The following is a 14788-nucleotide window of genomic DNA, read 5'->3' on the forward strand; positions in this document are numbered from 1 at the left end:
TCACGGGTTATGCGCTTGCCAATACAGCATCCACAGGCTCATCCGATTGAGCTGCGCCAGAAACTTTCATTGAGATATAAGAAGACAGCGCTTCCTGTTGTGCTTTGTCCAAGCGTAATCCATGTTTTGTTCTGCGCCAAATCACGTCTTCTAGACAACAAGCCCACTCGCACTCTATAAGGTAATCAACTTCTGCCTGATACATACCAGCCCCGAAATGAGTCCCCATAGCATCGACTGACACTTTACCTTTAAGAAACTTATAACATAGCAAACCATACTGTCTTGCGTAGCGTTCAGCGATAGCGTTGTCCAGCCAAGAAAACTCGGAAGTTAGTTGAGCAACTAACGATTCTTGACTCTCAAATGCACCACCTGGTAGCGGTACTTCTTTGGTCCACGCTTTTTTCGCTTTCGGGAAACATGAGACAAGTTTATCTACCGCGTGCTCTGAAAGCTTTCGATAGGTTGTAATCTTGCCGCCGAAGATATTAAGTAATACGGGCTTTCCAGCCTCACCCTTAAGCTCTACTTTATAGTCCCGAGTAAGTTCTTGTGCTGACGCGTTTTTCTCTTCTAAGAGTGGGCGCACGCCACTGTAAGTATGGACTATATCTTCGCGTGTTATCTTGGACTTGAAGTAGTTGTTTACGACGTCAATTAAGTAATCAGTCTCTTCGTTTGAAATTGCAGCGTCAGACGGATTACCTTTAAAGTCTTCGTCTGTTGTGCCCACAAGTGAGAAATCACCTTCGTAAGGGATCACAAATACAATACGCCCGTCTTTATTTTGCAGAATGTACGCTTCATCAGAGTTATATAGCTTGGGAACGACAAAGTGGCTTCCCTTCACCATGCGCATCGCATTGGGGTTGTGAATATTTACCAAGCGATCTAGAAACGATACTGCCCACGGCCCAGCCGCATTGACAATTGATCTGGCCTCAACTGAAAACGTTTTCCCTTGAGACGTTTTAAGCTCCACATTCCACAAATTATCTAACTTTTCAGCTTTAACGCATTCAGTACGCGTATATATCTTCGCCCCCTGATCTCGGGCAGCTAGCGCATTTAGAACCACTAAGCGTGCGTCATCTACCCAACCATCTGAGTATTCAAAACACGTTGAAATATCGCTAACCAGCGGGCTTTCACTGGTGGTCGTTAGCTTACGTGAGCGCGGTAACATATTGCGCTTAGCCAGTGAGTCATAGAGGAATAAACCAATTCGTATCATCCACGCAGGGCGTAAATGCTTTTGGTGAGGCAAACGAAAACGTAGCGGCCACATGATGTGAGGCGCTTTCTTCAACAACACTTCACGTTCTGCCAGCGCTTCTTTCACTAAGCGAAATTCATAATGTTCTAAATACCTAAGTCCACCATGAATTAATTTGCTGCTAGAAGAAGACGTTGCGCCTGCGAGGTCACCTTTCTCGCACAAAGCAACCGAAAGCCCGCGTCCCGCAGCGTCAAGCGCGACGCCTACGCCGTTAACACCGCCGCCAACGACTAAAACGTCGACTGTCTGTTCAGTTTGATTGCTTTGACTCATACATTGCCTCTAGTGGTATTTATATGGATATCCTCATATGGTTGTCTATTTGACAAGCAAAAAGAAAACATGTCAACACAAAACGAACATTTACGAACATTAAAGAAAGTTAAAATTCGTAGTTAAAAGGAATGAACAAATCCAATCGCAACAATATTTGACTGATTTACATTGAAAAATACGTGGTGTGTAAAAGCGCTTGCGGCAACAGTGCGTAATGTTTAAAGAAGGCTGCCAAAAAGTACAATGCGAGCAAAACCGAGAACAGGTTTAAAAGTAGTGGAAAACTATAGCAAATAGATGGTCACGCTTTGACAAAGGTGATGTTATTTTCTTCGATTATCTTGCTTATGCTGGGCGGCGGCGTTTTATCACAAACTAAGCAATCAACCTGTGAAATGTGCCCCTGCTCCACCATTGCGCGGCGTTCAAACTTACTGTAGTCGGCAGCTAATATAACGTGTTGAGTATGTTCCAAAATAGCTTGGGACACTTTCACTTCTCTGAAATCAAAGTCAAGTAGTGCACCGTCCGAACTAATGCCACTGATACCGATTATGCCGTAATCCATGCGGAACTGGCTTATAAAATCGCAGGTTGCCTCGCCAATGATTCCGCCATCGCGATAGCGAACTTCACCGGCAGCAATTATGACGGAGAAATCCTCTTTAGCCGAAAGAATGGTAGCAACGTGAATATTGTTGGTTACCACGTGAAGGTTTTTGTGGTTGAGCAACTTAGTTGCAATCATTTCCGTCGTCGTACCGATATTAATGAACAACGATGCGCCGTCGGGGATCATCGCAGCCACTGCTTCAGCAATTTTCTCTTTGACTTCGCTGTTTTGGGTTTTCCTTTCCTGATATGGCGTGTTTTCCCAACTTCTGTTAAGGCCAGCACCACCATGATAGCGGCTAACCACACCATTTTCAGCAAGCTGGTTAAGGTCTCGGCGGATTGTTTGCGGCGTAACTTCGCAAGCACTGACCAAATCGTCAATAGACATAAAACCATGTAGCTTTATAAGCCCAACAATTTTTTCGTGTCTTTGCGTTTGATTCATCGTGAGTCCTCAGAATTAGAAAATTACATCAATTATACGTGCTTAACTTCAATGTTCCCATAACAAAACGAAACGCCAATGTTCGTTTTCGAAAATATAGCATTGTTAATCCTGTGTAAATGATGCAAACTCTATTAAAACTATCTTCAGGAGTGACCTTATGGGACAACATATCCTTGCCATTGACCAAGGCACAACAAGCTCTCGCAGCATCATTTTTTCTCCAAAGGGCAGTATAGACGCTATTGCACAGCAGGAATTCTCTCAAAAATATCCGAAAGATGGCTGGGTTGAGCATGATCCAGAGGAAATTTGGGAAAGCGTTGTCTCTACCCTCAAAGATGTTTTCAAGAAATGTTCATTAACACCATCAGATATCGCAGCCGTTGGTATCACTAACCAGCGCGAAACAACCTTAGTGTGGAATAAAAACACTGGCGAGCCTGTCTACCCGGCTATCGTTTGGCAAGACAGACGCACAGCCCAGCTTTGTCGTGATTTAAGTGAAGACGAAGAGCTCGTCTCACACATTACTGAATCGACAGGGCTTCTGTTAGACCCTTATTTCTCTGCCACAAAAGTAGCTTGGATATTAGACAATGTAGAAGGTGCAAGACAGCAAGCCGAGGATGGAGAGCTGCTGTTTGGAACCGTAGACACGTTCCTTATATGGCGCTTAACGGGTGGTGAGTCACACAAAACTGATGCCACCAATGCCTCGCGTACAATGCTGTTCGACATCAATAACCAATGCTGGGATGAGAAGTTACTAGATAAATTCAATATCCCACGCTCAATGCTACCCGAGGTGATGGACTGTGCGGCTGACTTTGGTGTAATGAAAGAAGACATCATAGGTAGAGCTATTCCTATCCAAGGCGTAGCAGGCGACCAGCAAGCAGCATTAGTAGGCCAAGCGTGCTTTGAAAAAGGCATGGCCAAGAGCACCTACGGTACCGGCTGTTTTATGATATTGAACACTGGTGACGCCCCTTTGCAATCGAAAAACCGATTACTCACCACCGTTGGGTATCGTTTAAACGGCAAAACGACTTATGCGCTTGAAGGCAGTATTTTTATGGCCGGCGCAACCGTTCAATGGCTCAGAGATGGTCTGAAGCTTATCGACGATGCCGCCGAATCTGAGGCACTTGCACAGCGAGCAAGACAAGATAACGGCGTCTTCCTTGTCCCGGCATTTACTGGTTTAGGCGCACCTTATTGGGATCCAGATGCCCGTGGCGCAATTTTAGGTTTAACCCGCGACACAGGCATTAGCGAAATCGTTGCTGCGGGACTTCAGTCTGTTTGCTACCAGACGAAGGACCTGCAAAAAGCAATGGAAAGCGATGGTGCTCGCCCCACAACTATTCGTGTAGATGGCGGTATGTCGCGTAATGATTGGGTTATGGGCTTTCTTTCAGACATATTGGGCGCTGAAGTAGAGCGCCCTGAGATCACGGAAACCACCGCTCTTGGTGCTGCCTTCTTAGCAGGATTACAATCTGGTGTCTTCAATTCAATCGACGATTTAACCCATTGTTGGAAGAGTGATAGCGTTTTCACTCCAAGATTGACCAAGCAAGAACGTGATCAAGCCTATGATGGTTGGAAAGCCGCCGTCGACCGTATCCGCTGCAGCTAATTTTCCTTTATTTTTCTGATTGTTAATAAAGTGCGGCTATAGGCCGCACTTTTTTTATACAAAAAAATTTTTTATAACATTGTAATTACATTGTCATTTTGTGCTAGTATTGGATCCAAGGTAAACGTTTCACCTTTTACCTTAAATCAGAAACGCTATATTTTTCATAAAGTTACAAATAATAATCACGAAAATATAACGTTAAATGTGTAAAAATATTGTTAATAATCTTGATCCGCACATACTAAAAACGTAATTTAAGTGCAAAGTACGTTAAAACGTAGCCTACTCACGGAGAAAACACAGTGACACATAAAATTAACACATCACAGTTAGGCCCTATCGCGAAACGCTCACTTTTAGGTGTTGCTATCGCCTCTGCCCTACACGCCCCTATTTCACTGGCACAGGAAGCAACTACTGCTACTGATAAAGAAGTGGAAGTTATCGAAGTTAAAGGTTTTACCAGCTCTCTGAAAGCATCAATGCTAGATAAGAAAGCATCTGATGTTGTTTACGACGGTATTACGGCTGAAGACCTAGGTAAATTTCCAGACCAAAACGTAGCTGAATCACTACAAAGAATTACTGGTGTTGCCATTGATCGTTCAGGTGGTGAAGGTCAATTTATTACTGTGCGTGGTTTCGGCCCAGATTTTAACACCGTACTTGTTAACGGCCGCCAGATTGCTACAGAAAACCAAGGTCGTGCTTTTAGTTTCGATACGCTTCCAGCTGAACTAATCAGCGGTGCAAAAGTTTACAAGAGCCCTCTCGCTTCTATGCAAGAAGGTGGTATCGGTTCAACCGTAGAAATCACAACTGCTCGCCCATTCGCATTTGACGGCTTCAAGGCCGTTGCAAGTGTAAAAGGCATGTACGAAGACATTTCTGAAGAAACAACGCCACAAATGTCGGGCTTAATTACCAATACCTTTATGGATGGTAAACTAGGTGTGTTAGCTGCTGCATCATTCCAACAGCGTAAGCTACAAACAAACATGCTAGAAACGCGTTACTGGCGTCCTGAAGTAAGCCTAACCAATCGTTCTGAGCTAGATAACCCTGATTACGCTGACAATGCTCAGTTCAACGGTGTGTACATTCCGCAGAACTTTGACCAAATCGTTGATTTAGTCGATCGTGAAAGAACATCTGGTAACCTTGTTGTTCAGTATGCTCCTAACGATGACATGACGCTTACTTTAGATGGTCTTTACTCTAAATTTGAAGTTGACTCAGACGCACACAGTGTTGGCCATTGGTTCTCTGATAGCAACCTCGACAACATGTCTTTTACTGACAACGGTAGTCTATCAGGTGTAACAAGCACCGTTGTAGACGGTGTTGGTGGTGCGACTGACTTTATTCGCCGCCGCTACGGCCGAGATGTTGAAATCCAAGCATTCGGTGCAAACTTTGAGTGGTTAGTAAACGACAACTTGACTGCAAACATTGATATCTCAACTTCAACTGCCGAAGACAGCAGTGGCGGTGACAACTTCTTCACTGTTGTGGGTTATAACAATGAATACAGTGTAGATTTCACAGGTGCTACCCCATCATTGACTGTTGCCGGTGGTGATGCCGCTTTGCAAACACCTTCACTAGGTCGTATGCACTACAATGAGCGTAACGGTTTTGACACGGAAGATACCATCAGTGAATACCGTGCAGACTTCTCTTGGGTACCTGATTCAGACAATGCGTTCTATAAAGCAGATTTCGGTATCTATTTCCAAGATCGTGAAAAATCTAACACTCGCTTGTTCGCTTCTGGTTGTGACATTTATTGTGGCTACACATTCGATCTTCCTGACGAGCTTCTAAGTGTATTTACTGCACAAAACTACTTCGGTGGTGTGCCTAATCAGTGGCTAACTTACGACCCTGAAGCGTTCTTTGACTACGCAACGTCTGATGCAGCAGTACAGCAAATTGCAGACGCTACAGGTGAATCATTCGATGATGTTCGCGCAGCGATTGATGCAACAAATATTGGCAACCCACAGCCAAGCAATGACTCATTCGTAGTGAGCGAAGAAGTATTAAGTGCGTACGCACAATTCTACTTCACTACTGAAATCTCAGAGATGCCACTTGATGTGAATTTTGGCTTCCGCTACAGCGAAACTGACACTTCAGTAGACGGGACAAGTCAGATTGTAAGAGATCTTCAGCCAATCCCTAACGATCCGTCAGACCTTAATGTAGTTTATGAAACAGAAGTAGGTGCGCCGGTTAACGAGAAAAACAGCTACTCTTCGCTGCTTCCTAACTTAAACGTTAAGCTACAGTTAACAGACGATTTATACCTACGTTATGCGTTTTCTGAAACGCTAACGCGTCCAATGATGGATGACTTAGTGCCTGTATTTAATGTTACTGTGAGCCGTCCGGGTAACTTGCAAGCACAAGCGGGTAACACTGAACTTAAGCCATATAAAGCGACCAGCTGGGATGTATCTTTAGAATGGTACTACGATGATACTAGCTACTTCTCAGCAGCAGCCTTTAACAAAGAAGTGGAAGACTTCATTGCAGGTGATGTTGCTGATGAGTCTCTTTTCTTAGAAAGTGGCGAGTATGTATTTAGCGTTCTGCGCCCTCGTAACGGCGATACGCTTGAAGTTGAAGGTTTAGAGCTTGCTTGGTTGCACACGCTTGAAAGCGGCTTCGGTATCCAAGCTAATGCTACTATCGTTAACTCAGATGCAGAATTTAGCCTACCAGGTTTAGGTAACTCACAAAACATTACATTGTTCTACGAAAAAGATGCGTTCCAAGCGCGTGTTGCACTGAACAATCGTGAAACCTTTATGCAAGAAGCGGTAAGTACTCTTGGTGGTACTGAGCCTCGTTTCACTGAGACTTACACCCAAGTTGATATGAGTGTAAGTTACGATGTAACTGAGTCTCTTACGGTATTCTTCGAAGGAATTAATATTACTGACGAAGAGCTAACGCGTCGCGGTCGCTTATCAGAACATTTCGTTCAACAAGTTGCTGACGGTGCTCGTTACGCTGTTGGTGTTCGTGCTAGCTTCTAATAACAACTAGTCTATCAAGGGGGCGCTGTTGCCCCCTTTTGTCTTTATTCTGCTGAGGAGTTTTTCGTGTCAGGCAGCTTAACCCAACTTGTCGTTTTTATTTTCATCACCGCACTTATCGGGCTTCTTACCTATTTAAAGTGTCGCGGTCATGGGCATAGTAAAGCCAACGAAAACAAAGAATATTTCTTAGCTGGCGGCGGACTAACATGGATATACGTCGCGGGCTCAATAACGTTAACTAATTTAAGTACCGATCAACTTGTAGGGATGAACGGTAACCAAATGGCACTGCTTGCGTGGTGGGAATTTGCCGCGGTGGCGGGCCTAATCATTCTCGCGCGAGTTTTTCTTCCCGTCTATTATCATTATCAGTGCACCACAACCACCGAATTACTGGAAATGCGCTATAACAACAAGCATATAAGAGCACTAATAGGCCTTCTTTTCTTCCTAGGTAGCAGCCTTATTTTCATGCCTGCCGTAATCTACACCGGCTCGCTTTTCATGATTAACATGTTCAATGTAGACATTCCACTTATGTATGTTGCCACCGCTTTTGCATTGATTGGTGCCTTCTACGCTATCTTTGGTGGGCTTCGCGCGGTTGCAGTTTCAGATACCTATTCTGGCGTATTGCTTTTGACTATGGCGATTGTTGTTGTCGTTCTTGCACTATTCGCAATCGATTTTGATTTCTCGGGCATACCTGCCGAACGCTTAACCCTAATTGGTGATAATGATTCACCTCTACCATGGCACACGTTATTAACCGGTATGGTGTTTATCCAGACTTTCTACTGGAGTACGAATCAGGTAATCACTCAGCGCGCCATGGCTGCACCTAATTTAAAAGAAGCACAGAAAGGCGTATACGCTGCAGCGATCATCCGCTTTATCGTTGTTCCTACCATTATCGTAGTTCCAGGTATCATTTCGTATAAGCTGTACGGCGATATCAACGATGCCGCTTACGGTACGTTGGTAGGTGATGTTTTACCTAGCTGGCTATCAGGTGTATTTGCAGCGGCCCTCGCTGCAGCAGTACTCACTACTTACAACAGTAACCTCAACTCTGCGACTGCACTTTATGTCTGCGATATACACGAGGCGTATTTTCAGAAGAAGCCAAACGTTGCGCGCTTAAGCGGCTTTGTGACCGCGGCGCTTACTATTGTATCGCTAGTTATGGTTCCTGTGTATGCGCAAGCAGAAAGCATCATCAACCTGCTTCAACAACTTTTCGGGTTGTTAAGTATGCCTATTCTTTCCATCTTTATTGTTGGATTACTATTTAATAACGTAAACGCCAACGCGGGAATAGCGGCAGTTGTCTTTGGTGTGGGTCTATACGCTTTCTTTAGCTTTGTACACGCTCCTTTCGGCCTGCACTACATTCACCTGATGTTGGTCACATTGGTTTGCTGTATTGCCCTCGCCCTTGTCTTAAATCGGGTTGTATTTAAGCAAAAGGCAGAGTGGCGTGGTCGTTTGATAGAGAGCGAAGAAGCACACGGCTAATAAGGTCAGCCATATATTGGCTGGTTCAGATAACTAGGATTACTACGGTTGTGGCGGAGCAAAAGTACGGTTTGTTGCTTACTTTTGTTCCGCCACACGCTGTGAAGTAGATGAAAGCAGAGAGAAGACTCTGTAAGCGTGATTGAAACAGATTTAATTACTCGACGACCGTGCAAGAAAGCAGGTATTAAGCTCGATAAACCGTTGTAAAACCATAAAACCGTACGGATGTTCCTTCTGTACTTTTCAGTCATCTTTTCTTTTAACAACATGCGCTATAAACATCTAGGCATGTAAAATGAGGTTTTTATGTCGTCACTCACATCATTCGTTCGTTTGTCGAACGAGAAAGCCACATTAATATTCGACTGCCAGGGTCGTATGCCCAAAGTCATTTACTATGGTGCGCCATTAAGTGACAGTACAACACCAGAAATGCTGAGCGTTTTAAACACCCGTCAAGAAGCCAAATGCGCACCCGTAATTGAACCGCCGATTACGTTGGTACCGACTCACGGTGACGGCTGGACGGGTCAGCCAGGTCTTGAAGTGTCGGGCGATGCCGACCAGTGGTCAGCAGGCTTTAGCCTGACCGAAATAAATGAAGATGCACAGTCTGTTGCTTTCGTAAGCGAAGACGCTCGCCGCGGTATGCGTCTTATCACAACTGTTGAGCTCGATAACAAAACAAGCGTAGTAAAATACGTTTCTCGTCTCGAAAACAGTGGCGAAACACCGCTCAATTTAGGCTATTTGAATGCCGCTAGCCTGCCCTTGCCTACTTCCGTAAGTAAAATTAAAACATTTGAAGGCCGCTGGTCAGCAGAGTTTCAAACCAAAGATCACGATCTCTTCTTTGGAAGTTATGTACGTGAAAATCGCCGAGGCAAAACATCTCACGACACCTTCCCTGGCCTGATTGCATTCCCTCAAGGCACGGGTGAACTTAACGGTGAGTGCTATGGCTATCACCTTGGCGCTTCTGCAAACCACAAGCTTCGCGCCGAGCTTATGGCTGATGGCAGAAGCTATGTGCAGTTTGGTGAGTTATTATTTCCAGGTGAATTGGTACTTAACGCTGGCGAAAGCTATACATCCCCCGTGCTTTACACAGGCTATGGCTGTGAAGGTTTCTCTTCGCTATCACAACAGTTCCATAACTTCATTCGCAGCAACGTGCTAAACCACAGTGCTGAATCGAAGCCTCGCCCAGTGCACTACAACACATGGGAAGGAATTTATTTCGATCATAACGAAGATGAACTTAAAGCCTTAGCCGATAAAGTTGCACCACTGGGCATTGAGCGCTTTGTGTTAGATGATGGTTGGTTTAAAGGGCGCAGAAACGACAAGGCAGGGCTTGGCGACTGGTTTGTTGATGAAGCTATCTATCCTGAAGGACTAGACGGGCTAATTGACCATGTTACTGGCCTTGGCATGGAATTCGGTATTTGGTTTGAGCCAGAGATGGTAAACCCTGACAGCGACCTTTACCGCGCACATCCTGAGTGGGCGCTGCAAACCGAGAATAACCCTCACGTTCCTTTTAGAAATCAGTACGTATTGGATTTAACCAACCCTGAAGTGGTTGAGTACCTTTATAAAGTGATTACTGATGTACTGAAGACGTACCCCAAAATCAGCTACATCAAATGGGACATGAACCGCGACGTAAACCACCCCGGCAACCTTCACGGTAAACCTGCGATGCATGGTCAAATGGCTGCGCTTTACAGCTTAATAGACCGCGTTAAGGCAGCGAAGCCAGGCATTGAGATAGAAAGCTGTTGTTCAGGAGGCGGCCGTGTAGATTTAGGTATTTTGCCACACACAGATCGTTTCTGGACGTCGGATTCTAACGACGCACTAGACCGTTTGTATGTTCAGCGTGGTTGTTCTTATTTCTTCCCGGCTGAAGTAATGGGCGCACACGTTGGCCCGCGCGACTGCCATATAACGGGTAGACACTTACCTGTTGAGATACGTTCGGCAGTAGCCTTGTTTGGCCATATGGGTATAGAGATGGACCCACGTGAACTTACTGACCACGAGCAAAGAGTGCTTACTGATGCTATTTCACTTTACAAAAAGTATCGTCATATCACCCACGGCGGCGACCTATTCCGCATGGACGATGACGGCATGAACGTAAAATTTGGTTATGTATCTAAAGACAAGCAAGAAGGTATTTTTGCATATAACAGCGTTTTGGAAACTGTTCGCACTACGCCAAACCGCTTCTACTTTGCAGGTCTTGATGCTAACAAACAATACACCATTGAGCGTGTATGGCCTGAAAAGCTAAAAGAATACACCCCGTCTATTTTGCAACAAACTGAAGGGCAAGTATTCTCTGGCGAAGTATTGATGAAATACGGTATGCAGCTGCCGGTGCTCTTCCCACAAACTGCATTGATTTATACCGTTAAAGCGGTATAGAGCTGAAGACTCGACTCGAAAGCTAGAAGCTAAAGCGAGCTAAGCGGTGTTACGCCGCTGCTCGCTTTTTTGTGGTGCTTACTTGCTTTGCATCTCCAAGCCTAACGCCCAGCGATCGTCAAACCCTTTCCAAGGCTCTGGCTTTTTGCCGTTAACAGGGACTTGTGCACTGCTGCCATCTACATTTAGGTAGCCGCAATACTCAGGTAAGGCTTTCACATGGCAGTTCATAAGCGCAAGCGCAAAATGCTCGTTAATGGCATTAAGCTTTTGCACTTCCCATGCCGGCTCAATGTAACTTCCCAAATCAAATTCACTGCCATAAGCTTCTTTAGGTGCAGGGTGAGGTGCAACATTGTGGCGTGCATTCTTAATGGTTAGTAACTTAGATTCTTTACTGCCGGTATTATCGAATAACCACTTTATACCGTCGTAGCCAGAAATATCGTCGTTATCCCCAGCAACATAAAGAACAGGAACTTTAATATTGTTTAGCGATTGCACATCAAATAGCTGATGTTGCCCGCCCCATGGCGCAAGTGCTAGCGCCGCTTTCCAGGCTGGTAATGCTTCTTCGCTACTGGCCTTGCCACCTGCGCAGGTGTTAAGCGCTTCTTTAATTAACGCCGCCGTTTTAGGATCTTGTGTACCAGTGAAGGTTGCAGCGGTTTGGTCGTTAAAAGCATAGCATCCTCCTACCGTGCTAACTGCGCCGTAGCCCCCCATTGAATAGCCAATCACTCCCGCTTTGCTTGCATCTACACTCTCTTTAAAAAAGGTATTTTCGCTGATGCTGTTCAATGTAAGAACTTGGTCTCGTGAACGATTTAATAACGTACTTGGAAAACCTGAATACGGATTTTCTGCAAAATTAACATCTTTGTTTGTGGAATCTGTGTGGTCGATTGCCGCTACTACATAACCGTGAGACGCGAGGTGTTCGCCTAAATAAAACATAAGGGTGCGGTAACCGGTATAACCATGAGAGATAACAATTACCGGAAAATCAGTGTCAGCAGCGGCAATAGGCGCATCACGGCTTGCATCAGCTTGTACCTCAAACACCTGACCACTTCTTGTTTCATTAATGTACGTGGCCTTTTGAGCCGAGCTTGCTGCAGGATACCAAACCTCCAAAGTAAGTGATCGCTCGACTTCATTACCAGCAATGTCTTTTACTTTAGCAGGATAAGCCGCTTCGATTGTCTTTACGCCAACATCATAGTTACCTTTCTCACTTAACGATGGCATTACGTCGGCTGGAAACGGCTTATAAAGCGTTTGAGCAGCTGATACCGAAGGAGATATGGCCGCGGTCGCTGAAACCAGAACAGCACCGCCAAAAAGCAGGGATAACGTTTTCATAATTTGGGGAATTTTCTCGTTATTAACAGGCAAATTTATAATACCTCGTCACGGGTATCACACAAGCCAAACACTATTATTATTGTTGATTAGGAAGAATAAGGGGAGGTAATAAAATAGGCTGCTTTACGTATGAATTGTCGTGAAAGTAATGGTAAAACGTAAAACCTTGAAAGCCTTCAGTTTGAAAGGTATTGCTTCCACCTTTCATCAAAAAGTGGTTTAAGAAATAAAGGGTATCCATCTGCCACAAAGTTAATGTCTCTTAAGGTTTGGCTTTTCATAGGCGTAGATGTAATGTGAGTTAGCGCGCTGTCTAGATCACTCGTTACCGCTTGTCCTAGCTCACTCTTAGAACACAGTAAGCGCTTTGTTCCTCTTAGCTGCTGTGACAGTTCACTGATTTGATAAACATTAAGCGCATCGAGTTCTTCTTCTGGTAATGCTGAAAGCTCGCGGTGCCCTACATAGCCAAAGTCTATTCTTCCACTTTCCAGAAGGGCAATGGTATGCATGCCTAAGTCTTTGCTTAACCCATTTAAACGAACCACATTGTTTTTTGTAGCCCATTGCTCAACAGTATCGGCGTATACGTTATTCACATCGTTGTAGAGTACCGTTCTCAAATTTTGCTGAAGCAGAGCACGTAAAGAAATGGACTCAAAATATCCCTGTGTTGGCTGAGACTGCGCGGTATCTAATTCATTTTTCAGTGAAGGCTGAAGCGCTTTTCTTGCAACAATGAGTAGCGGTAAGTTTATAGAGGTTGGCTGAGAGTAATATCCCCACTCAGCGCGTTCTTCTTGGTAAGCGGCGCCATAAAAACAATACACTTTTTGTGCGGATTGTTGATGCTGTACCAACGACCATGCGCGTTTAACCGGATAAGCTTCAAATTGGTGGTCGTAGTTATGCAGGTGTGTAGAGAGGTACGCCATGACGTCATAGATCGGCCCTGAAGTGATACTGACACCACTGCCTTCAATTCCAAGCTCGGGTGGTCGCAACCATACTACTGTAGGCTTTTTGGAGACGCAGCTTTCCCCTTCACATTCGCCGTCTGTTTGCGCAAACAGCACGCTGCTTTTAAGACACAACAAAACAAAAGCCACCAAGGTTACTACTACTGACACTGCAAAAACCCAACCTTTTACACGTAATTCTTAAAGCTCACTCATCGCGTTTATGGGAAAACAACAATGGGAATATGATGAAATTATTTTAAGGTAATCGGGGGAAGAAAGGCGGGCACCAATCTCATAATTGGGCGAACTTAGCTCAAAAAAAGAGCCGCTATTAAAGCGGCTCTTAGAATATTTTCAACACATGAACTGTTTTTGCTTAGAACGGAATGTCATCGTCGAAGTCAAAATCTGGCTCAGCCATTGGTGGGTTCTTTGGCTGACCTTGATTGCCACCTTGAGGCGCTTGATTGTAGCCGCCACCTTGGTTTGAGTTGTAGCCGCCCTGCTGACCACCACCTTGCTGTGGCGCTTGGTTATAACCGCCTTGTGCAGGCGCCTGGTTGTAACCACCTTGGTTGTTCTGAGGACGTTGGTAACCACCGTTACCACCACCGCCTTCACCGCCGCGACCGCCAAGCATTTGCATTTGGTCTACGATAATTTCAGTGGTGTATTTATCTTGGCCTTGCTGATCTTGCCACTTACGTGTTTGCAATTTACCTTCAACATAAATTTGCGAGCCCTTTTTCAGGTACTCTCCGGCAATTTCTGCTAAGCGACGGTACATTGTAAGGCGGTGCCACTCAGTGCGCTCTTGAACCTGACCCTGTTGGTCTTTCCAGCTTTCGCTAGTTGCTAGGCTTAAGTTCGCAACGGCGTTTCCGTTAGGCATGTATCTAACTTCAGGATCATTGCCAAGGTTTCCAACAAGAATAACCTTATTAACGCCTTTCGTTGCCATTGATGTCTCCTGTAACGTTTTTAGTGGCTTGCTGTATAACTCTTCTTAGTAAGACATCAGCAAGCGCGAAAGTTCATCGAATATTAGCCGGTTAGTATACCGCATTTTATGAGGGAAAATTGAAGTTTTTCACCACAGGTTTACGTTACTAACTGCAACACGTTCTAGAACTTAACAAAATTTATTGTCAGCGTCTTCTGAACTTTCGCGTTGTTTTTAGCTAA

9 protein-coding genes are annotated in these 14788 nt (G+C 44.9%); 4 read left to right on the forward strand and 5 right to left on the reverse strand.

Features of this window, described 5'->3' with window-relative positions:
• Window positions 1–7: 7 nt before the first annotated feature.
• Together glpD and MHN00_RS18230 are read right to left on the reverse strand one after the other, a co-directional pair.
• The gene (gene glpD, locus MHN00_RS18225) at window positions 8–1555 is read right to left on the reverse strand and encodes a glycerol-3-phosphate dehydrogenase (protein WP_239302013.1); all 1548 of its coding nucleotides are present in this window, start codon (window positions 1553–1555) and stop codon (window positions 8–10) included.
• Between the two features lie 304 nt (window positions 1556–1859).
• Window positions 1860–2618 carry a DeoR/GlpR family transcriptional regulator gene (locus tag MHN00_RS18230; RefSeq protein ID WP_014947888.1) on the reverse strand — a complete coding sequence of 253 codons (759 nt, stop codon included), beginning with the start codon at window positions 2616–2618 and terminating at the stop codon, window positions 1860–1862.
• Between the two features lie 160 nt (window positions 2619–2778).
• Between MHN00_RS18230 and glpK the strand changes: the two genes are divergently transcribed.
• From glpK to MHN00_RS18250, 4 genes are all read left to right on the forward strand, one after another.
• Window positions 2779–4263: a glycerol kinase GlpK gene (gene glpK / locus MHN00_RS18235; protein ID WP_061439046.1), complete on the forward strand. Its 1485-nt coding sequence runs from the start codon at window positions 2779–2781 to the stop codon at window positions 4261–4263.
• 305 nt (window positions 4264–4568) lie between these two features.
• Window positions 4569–7313 (forward strand): TonB-dependent receptor, encoded by a 2745-nt coding sequence (locus MHN00_RS18240; RefSeq protein WP_014947886.1) that lies wholly within the window; start codon window positions 4569–4571, stop codon window positions 7311–7313.
• Window positions 7314–7379: 66 nt separating this feature from the next.
• Window positions 7380–8834, forward strand: a complete 1455-nt coding sequence (locus MHN00_RS18245; protein WP_039217377.1) for an SLC5 family protein — start codon at window positions 7380–7382, stop codon at window positions 8832–8834.
• A 309-nt stretch (window positions 8835–9143) separates the two neighbouring features.
• The gene (locus MHN00_RS18250; RefSeq protein WP_239302014.1) at window positions 9144–11273 is read left to right on the forward strand and encodes an alpha-galactosidase; all 2130 of its coding nucleotides are present in this window, start codon (window positions 9144–9146) and stop codon (window positions 11271–11273) included.
• Window positions 11274–11351: 78 nt separating this feature from the next.
• Here MHN00_RS18250 and MHN00_RS18255 read toward each other — a convergent pair whose 3' ends face one another.
• From MHN00_RS18255 to MHN00_RS18265, 3 genes are all read right to left on the reverse strand, one after another.
• A complete protein-coding gene (locus MHN00_RS18255; protein WP_239302015.1) occupies window positions 11352–12638 on the reverse strand; it encodes a dienelactone hydrolase family protein in 1287 nt (428 codons plus the stop codon).
• Between the two features lie 179 nt (window positions 12639–12817).
• The gene (locus MHN00_RS18260; protein ID WP_061439040.1) at window positions 12818–13771 is read right to left on the reverse strand and encodes a hypothetical protein; all 954 of its coding nucleotides are present in this window, start codon (window positions 13769–13771) and stop codon (window positions 12818–12820) included.
• 208 nt (window positions 13772–13979) lie between these two features.
• Window positions 13980–14564: a single-stranded DNA-binding protein gene (locus MHN00_RS18265; protein ID WP_014947881.1), complete on the reverse strand. Its 585-nt coding sequence runs from the start codon at window positions 14562–14564 to the stop codon at window positions 13980–13982.
• Window positions 14565–14788: the final 224 nt, after the last annotated feature.

Source organism: Alteromonas sp. Cnat2-8 (assembly GCF_022348355.1).
In the GTDB taxonomy this organism is placed as follows: domain Bacteria; phylum Pseudomonadota; class Gammaproteobacteria; order Enterobacterales; family Alteromonadaceae; genus Alteromonas; species Alteromonas macleodii.